The following is a 6,006-nucleotide window of genomic DNA, read 5'->3' as shown; positions in this document are numbered from 1 at the left end:
CCCCCGCCACCCGCCCCCGCCTTGCCACGGGGGGGGGGGGGCGCGCGGGGGGGCCCGGCGCGACGAAAGGCGGATTACTTGATGTTTGCCAGCTTCAGGCCGGCCGGCGACGCCACTTCGATTTCGGCGCGCGACGCATCGCGCTGGATCTTGCCGATCACGCAGACGGTCTTGCCTTCCAGGGTTTCCAGCGGGAAGCCGAACTTGCTGCGGTTGCTGCCGGCGATGCGTGCCGAGAAGGTGTGGCGCGGGAACATGCCGCCCATGTGCAGGAAGGTCGGCTGGCCTTCGGAACCTTCTGCATAGCGGGCCTTTTCAACCTTGCCACAGACCATGCCGTCCTTGCCGGCGAAGCGTGCTGCGGCTTCCGGCGGGATCATCTCGGCATCGGCGGCGGCGTCGAAGGCGACGGTCGCCAGTACGGTGGCAGCAAACAGCGGAAGTACATGCTTGTACATCGGAAACTCCGGATAGGGATAGAGGGCCGGTCGGGGAGGACAGGCATGCAATCGCTATCGGCCCGCAGGCGTGGGGCTTGAATTGCATGCGCGGAACTGTGATCGACTTTGCGAAATGGCTGCTCAGGCCGCTTCTTCGGCGACGCTCGGCTGACCAAGGTCGGCGGTATCGAGCAGGGTCTCGATATCCAGCAGGATCAGCATGCGATCGTCCTGGGTGCCGATGCCGGAGATGAAACGGGTATCGACTGCAGCGCCGAATTCCGGGGTCGGGCGGATCTGTTCGGCGTTGAGCGGGATCACGTCGGAAACGCTGTCCACGACGATGCCGACAACGCGGTCTTCGACGTTGAGCACGATCATCACGGTGAAGGCGTCATAGCGTGCTTCGTCCAGGCGCAGCTTCAGGCGCAGGTCGATGACCGGCACGATGGTGCCGCGCAGGTTGATGACACCCTTGATGTAGTCGGGGGCATCGGGGACGCGGGTGACGGCGTCATAGCCGCGGATTTCCTGCACTTTCAGGATATCCACGCCGTAGTGTTCGTTGCCGAGGGTGAAGCTGAGGTACTCGCCACCGGTGGTATCGGCGGACGTGCTGCGGGAGTCATTCATGGCGGATCCTGGTCCTGGCGGGCTGCCGATGCGATGCGGCTGATGCACCGGTATCGGCGCTGCGGCGGGGGACTTTAGGAGGCCGGCGGGGAATGCCGTGCTGTGATGTGACGTGGTGTTTGAAATGTGCGCGCCATCATGTTTCGGTGCGCCATTTTTCTGTCGCGTGGTGCTGCCCGGGACAAGGATCATGCCTGCAGACGCCGGGTACCTGCTGCGCGGCTTTGGACGTGGCCAGCGCCATCGTCCGGAGTTCAAGCCCGGATGCCCGCTGCAGGGGGTAATTCAATCGCCGTTGCTACGTGCCTTGCGTAGACGATCAATACGGAAGATGTAGCGCTGGATGCTGTTGTCCGCACCGCGTGGCAGGTCATCGAAGCGCAGCCCGATGCGGGTCATCTCCGTGCCATTGGGCTGCTTCTGCTGGCGCAGGTTGCAGACCACCAGCGGGGTTTGGATCGGCGCGCTTTCAGGGATCTCCAGCACGCAGCTGTAGCGGCTCTGCAGCTTGAGCAGATTCTGATCGGGTGGCAGCAGCAATGCGATGCCGCCAGCGCTGATGTCCAACACCCGCCAGCGGGTGGCTTCACCGCCGTCCGGGTCTGGCAGCACGCAATACGGCGAATCGCCGACCGGGGTTTCCAGTCGGTAGAACTCACGCCGCTGCAGGTGATAGACCTCCTCCGGCAGGGGGACTTCAAAGGCGACATGGCCGTCGCGCTCGATACGGCGATGACCTTCCAGCTGGAAGCGCACCGTGACCTTGTCGACCTGGCCGAAGCAGAGCAGGTCGCTGGCGGTCTCGACCGAGCGGTTGATCGAGGGCACCGGACTGGCATCGAGCACGAGGTGATGCAGGTCCACGTCCAGTACCGCTGACGGGAAGGCCTGGTCACGCCCGTCCGGGTGCACGTTGATCATCGAGCGTTGGTCGATCATGGCCTGCAACAGGTGCCGCACCTGATGCGGGTTGCGCACCATGTAGCGGTCGTCGGCATACAGGTTGCCGGCGTGCGGGGAAGGCGTCGGTGCGGGCGATTCTTGGTCGGGCATGGACACGGTTACGGTTGGTCGATGATCGGCGCAGCGCTGATCAATGCGCTACAAAGTGTGATAACGGCAGCCTTTTTAGCATCTTTAGCCGGACTGTTACGAGTTTCTCCATACGTAGGGGGATCCGCCGACTGCGGCAAGGGGCTTGGCCGTCGGGGCAAGCGTACTGCGGAGAGTTGGAACAACACTGCCATGCCTGCTCGATGGCAGCTGAATACAGGTCTTTTCTTTGCGCGCGATGCGGGAAACATCGATCCAACGGCATGGAGCGCGATGGCGATGGATGCCCAGCGGGAGAGGGGAGGTTGCCCCGGGTGCGACCTGCGCCAGGCTATTCGAAGCGATGGCTGCGCGCGTCGGGACGACCTTGAGTCGCGCTCGCAAGCTGGCCGGTTGCTGCCCCGGGGTCAGGCGCTGGCGACTGCAGTGGCTGCGACAGCGCTGTGAAGCGACTGGTGTCTTCCGGGTGTGTCAATGCTGAGGCGGATGTCGCGGAGCGCCAGCATGTCGGCGCTCGATGCGCGCCGCTTTGCCGGGATGACGTTCTACCGCTTGGCAACTACAGGGGTACAAGGAGTCAGGCGTTGAAATGTCAGTGAGCGTTCACTTGCCAGGTGCGCAGCGTGAACAACGCGTAGCGGAACGCCAGGGCAGCCGACGATGGCGGGCAGGACGGAGAGGTCCTGCCCGCCATCGCCATTGCTGGCTTAGAACTCCTGCCAGTCATCCGTACTGGCAACCGGTGCGCGGCTGGCCGGCTTCGGGATCGCTCGCAGCGCGGGACGAGCACGCGGCGGCGTCGCGTCGGGGCTGGCCGCAACCTTGGCCAAAGAGGCGCTTACCGAGCCGGCCAGACGGAACTGCGCCACTGCATCGGTGAGCTGATGTGCCTGGTTCTCCATGGAACGTGCGGCGGCGGTGGCTTCCTCGACCAGTGCTGCGTTCTGCTGGGTGCTTTCGTCCATTTGCATGACGGTCTGGTTGACCTGTTCGATACCGGTGGACTGCTCCTGCGAGGCCGACGAAATGTCAGCCATGATGGTGGTGACACGCTGCACCGAGGCAACGATCTCATCCATTGTGTTGCCGGCGTTGCGTACCAGTTGTGAGCCTTCGGCCACCTTGTCGACCGAGGTGTCGATCAATCCCTTGATCTCCTTGGCAGCTGCCGCAGAACGCTGCGCCAGCGTGCGCACTTCCGAGGCAACCACCGCAAAACCGCGACCTTGGTCGCCAGCACGCGCTGCTTCAACCGCAGCATTGAGGGCGAGGATATTGGTCTGGAAAGCAATGCCGTCGATGACGCTGATGATGTCGGCGATTTTCTTCGACGAGGCCTCGATCGCGCTCATGGTGGTCACTACCTGCCCAACCACGCTGCCACCCTGCGCCGCGACCTCGGCCGCACCGCGCGCCAGCTGATCAGCCTGGCGTGCATGCTCGGCATTCTGGCGGACGGTGGAGGTGAGTTCCTCCATGGATGCAGCGGTTTCTTCCAGGTTGGCGGCCTGCTGCTCGGTGCGACGCGAAAGATCATCGTTGCCGGTGGCGATTTCGCTCGCCGACAGGCTGATGCTGCCGCTGGCCGCCTGGATGCGCGAGACGATGTTGGTCAGCTGATCCATGGTGGTGTTGCCATCGTCACGCATGCGGGCAAAGACCCCGCGGAAATCGCCTTCCATGCGTTGGGTCAGGTCGCCTTGGGCAACCGCCTTCAGCAGCTGCGAAAGGTGTCCGAGGTTCTCCTCCGTGGTTTCCATCAGCGAGTTGACGCCACCGACCATGTCGCGGAAATCGTGCTCGAACTGGTCTGCATTGCCGCGTTGGCTGAAGTCGCCAGCCGCTGCCGCATGGGCCAGGCGCTTGATCTCGTTGTTGATCGTCGAAAGGCTGGTTTTGGTGTTGTCCATGGCCTGGGTGATGGCGGCTTTCTCGCCGGGCAGACGATCCATGTCCACCGATAGATCACCGCGGGCGTAATGGCGCATGACCTCGACCACCCGCATCTTGACGCCGATGTGCTGCGCAACGAGCGTGTTGACTTCACGCACCATGCGCCCGTATTCGCCGGGGAAACGGGATTCGTCTATGCGGAAGCTGATCGTCCCGTGGTCGTGTTCGCGCGCCATCTCGATCTGCGCACCGATAACGGCCTTCAACTGGTTCTGCACGCGCTGCATGGACGCAAGCAGGGCGCCGATCTCGTCCTTGCGGCTGCTGTCGATGGTGCTGTCCAGGCGGCCATTGGCGACATCGTCCGCGGCGCGTAGTGCATCGTTCACCGGACGCACGATGGCGCGCACGATCACCGCGCCCAAGGCGATGGACAACAGACCGAGCAGCAGCATGCAGACGATGATGGCGGTGGTGCTGCGGGTCTGCGCGGCCTTGGCCGCGGCGACCTCCTTGTCCAGTACCGAGGCAACGTGAACGCTGAGCTTCTCCACCGCGTCAAACAGGTCGCGGCGGCTGACGCGCGACTGATCGTTGGATATGGTCTGGGCCAGTTCGAATTGGCCTTCGGTGATTGCCTTCTCCATCAAGGCGTGCGCGCTGAAGTAGGCGTCCAGGGTCTTGCCCAGTTCTGCGTAAAGCGCCTGCTGGCTGCTATCGGCCGGCAGTGCTTCGTACTGCTTGCGGTGCTCGGCCAGTTTCTGCCGCTGGTCGACGATGCGCTGGTTGTACTCGGCGACAAATGCCGGCTCGTCCAGATGGGAGAGCTGGGACAACTCGGCGATGCGGATCTCGGCCAGATCCGCACGCATGCGCTCCAGATACTGCACGGCCGGCATGTAGCGTGCACTGACCTGGTCGAGCTGGGCGGTGGCCTGGTGCAGGCGCTGCACGGCAAAGCCGCCCATGGCAAGGGTGGTGAGGGTGGTCAGGGTGAAAGCAACTGCGAGTTTTCTGGCGATGCTGAGGTTGCGAAAGAACTCCATCTCTAACTCTCCGGATCGACTGCAGATTTGGACGCTGTGGTGGGGTCTCATCCAGCCCTGGATTGCACAGCGTAACGTCCACGCCGCAAGCCTATGCGGGTGTTGTTATAGCCGTTAACGGCGCTTTCCTACCGTGCTGTAGGGGGTTATCTGCCCGGAATTCTGAAGGATTCAGCACAATTTGGTGAGCGTGCATCACAAGTATTAGCCGTTCCAAGGACGCCAGGAAGGTTTAGTGATGTGCCGCTTGGAATGAATGTGGGCCCATTCACTATTTCAGATTATTTCATCAGATCTCTTACGATCATTCGCGAGTGCCGGTTCTCGGCGTGTGGGTCAAGCCGGTGAACCGCGGAAACAAAAAAGCCCCCGGCATTGGCGGCCGGGGGCTTTGTGTAACAACGGGACGGTCAGAATTCCTGCCAGTTCGCCTCATCCAGCTTGCGCGCTGCCTGACCGCTGCGGTTGTTGACGGCAACCGGGCGCGGACGGTATTGCGGATGCTGTGTGACGGCTGCGACCGACGCCTTGTTCGCTGACTTGTTGCCGCTATCCACAGCAGTTCGGAATACCGCCACTGCCTCGGTCAGCTGGTTGGCCTGGTCTTCCATCGAGCGTGCGGCGGCGGTGGCTTCTTCCACCAGCGCGGCATTCTGCTGGGTGGTTTCGTCCATCTGCATGACGGTCTGGTTGACCTGGTCGATGCCGGCGCTCTGCTCCTGCGAGGCCGCCGAGATCTCGGCCATGATGTCGGTCACGCGCTGTACCGAGGTGACGATCTCGTCCATGGTGGTACCGGCCTGCTGCACCAGCACCGAGCCTTCGCCGACCTTGCCGACCGAGTCGTCGATCAGGCCCTTGATCTCCTTGGCGGCTGCGGCGGAGCGCTGGGCGAGGGTGCGCACTTCCGAGGCGACCACGGCGAAACCACGGCCCTGTTC

General features: G+C 63.1%; 5 protein-coding genes. All 5 read right to left on the bottom strand.

All coding sequences use genetic code 11. The features are described from left to right. Positions 1-74: 74 nt before the first annotated feature. Positions 75-380 carry a hypothetical protein gene (locus QMX78_RS19600; protein ID WP_282272734.1) on the bottom strand — a complete coding sequence of 102 codons (306 nt, stop codon included), beginning with the start codon at positions 378-380 and terminating at the stop codon, positions 75-77. Between the two features lie 201 nt (positions 381-581). Beyond that, positions 582-1,073, bottom strand: coding sequence for a chemotaxis protein CheW (locus QMX78_RS19595; protein WP_282272732.1), 492 nt, complete (start codon positions 1,071-1,073; stop codon positions 582-584). Between the two features lie 285 nt (positions 1,074-1,358). Beyond that, positions 1,359-2,126 (bottom strand): flagellar brake protein, encoded by a 768-nt coding sequence (locus tag QMX78_RS19590; RefSeq protein WP_282272730.1) that lies wholly within the window; start codon positions 2,124-2,126, stop codon positions 1,359-1,361. A 707-nt stretch (positions 2,127-2,833) separates the two neighbouring features. Beyond that, on the bottom strand, positions 2,834-5,065 hold the full coding sequence (locus QMX78_RS19585; RefSeq protein WP_282272728.1) for a methyl-accepting chemotaxis protein: 2,232 nt from the start codon (positions 5,063-5,065) through the stop codon (positions 2,834-2,836). Between the two features lie 410 nt (positions 5,066-5,475). Further along, positions 5,476-6,006 (bottom strand): methyl-accepting chemotaxis protein (locus tag QMX78_RS19580; protein WP_343239304.1); only part of this gene is annotated, 531 nt, incomplete at its 5' end.

This window comes from Stenotrophomonas sp. PS02298, assembly GCF_029959445.1.
GTDB lineage: Bacteria > Pseudomonadota > Gammaproteobacteria > Xanthomonadales > Xanthomonadaceae > Stenotrophomonas.
Note: the sequence above shows the minus strand (reverse complement) of the source record. Positions and strands in the feature narration are given on the sequence as shown.